This is a genomic window from Microbacterium sp. NPDC090014, from assembly GCF_044748285.1.
GTDB lineage: Bacteria > Actinomycetota > Actinomycetes > Actinomycetales > Microbacteriaceae > Microbacterium.
Genome location: NZ_JBIVFS010000003.1, coordinates 3,530 through 4,959 on the forward strand (window position 1 = coordinate 3,530; position 1,430 = coordinate 4,959).

At 55.9% G+C, this 1,430-nt stretch carries 1 rRNA gene; it reads right to left on the reverse strand.

Annotated elements, in window-relative coordinates:
* Positions 1 to 93 precede the first annotated feature (93 nt).
* A 16S ribosomal RNA gene (locus tag ACIPV5_RS17585) occupies positions 94 to 1,430 on the reverse strand; the annotation flags it as partial.

Sequence of the window (1,430 nt, forward strand, 5' to 3'; positions counted from 1 at the left end):
GCACCATGTCAAATGTTCCACCCATGAGCTCCCAGCGAAGAACGAACGTCTTCGATCTGGGTTCTGGACTCCGAAGAGTCAGATGCTCCTTAGAAAGGAGGTGATCCAGCCGCACCTTCCGGTACGGCTACCTTGTTACGACTTAGTCCTAATTACCGATCCCACCTTCGACGGCTCCCTCCACAAGGGTTAGGCCACCGGCTTCAGGTGTTACCGACTTTCATGACTTGACGGGCGGTGTGTACAAGACCCGGGAACGTATTCACCGCAGCGTTGCTGATCTGCGATTACTAGCGACTCCGACTTCATGAGGTCGAGTTGCAGACCTCAATCCGAACTGGGACCGGCTTTTTGGGATTCGCTCCACCTCGCGGTATTGCAGCCCTTTGTACCGGCCATTGTAGCATGCGTGAAGCCCAAGACATAAGGGGCATGATGATTTGACGTCATCCCCACCTTCCTCCGAGTTGACCCCGGCAGTATCCCATGAGTTCCCACCATTACGTGCTGGCAACATAGAACGAGGGTTGCGCTCGTTGCGGGACTTAACCCAACATCTCACGACACGAGCTGACGACAACCATGCACCACCTGTTTACGAGTGTCCAAAGAGTTGACCATTTCTGGCCCGTTCTCGTATATGTCAAGCCTTGGTAAGGTTCTTCGCGTTGCATCGAATTAATCCGCATGCTCCGCCGCTTGTGCGGGTCCCCGTCAATTCCTTTGAGTTTTAGCCTTGCGGCCGTACTCCCCAGGCGGGGAACTTAATGCGTTAGCTGCGTCACGGAATCCGTGGAATGGACCCCACAACTAGTTCCCAACGTTTACGGGGTGGACTACCAGGGTATCTAAGCCTGTTTGCTCCCCACCCTTTCGCTCCTCAGCGTCAGTTACGGCCCAGAGATCTGCCTTCGCCATCGGTGTTCCTCCTGATATCTGCGCATTCCACCGCTACACCAGGAATTCCAATCTCCCCTACCGCACTCTAGTCTGCCCGTACCCACTGCAGGCCGGAGGTTGAGCCTCCGGATTTCACAGCAGACGCGACAAACCGCCTACGAGCTCTTTACGCCCAATAATTCCGGATAACGCTTGCGCCCTACGTATTACCGCGGCTGCTGGCACGTAGTTAGCCGGCGCTTTTTCTGCAGGTACCGTCACTTTCGCTTCTTCCCTGCTAAAAGAGGTTTACAACCCGAAGGCCGTCATCCCTCACGCGGCGTTGCTGCATCAGGCTTGCGCCCATTGTGCAATATTCCCCACTGCTGCCTCCCGTAGGAGTCTGGGCCGTGTCTCAGTCCCAGTGTGGCCGGTCACCCTCTCAGGCCGGCTACCCGTCGACGCCTTGGTGAGCCATTACCTCACCAACAAGCTGATAGGCCGCGAGCCCATCCCCAACCAATAAATCTTTCCAGTAACTGACCATGCGG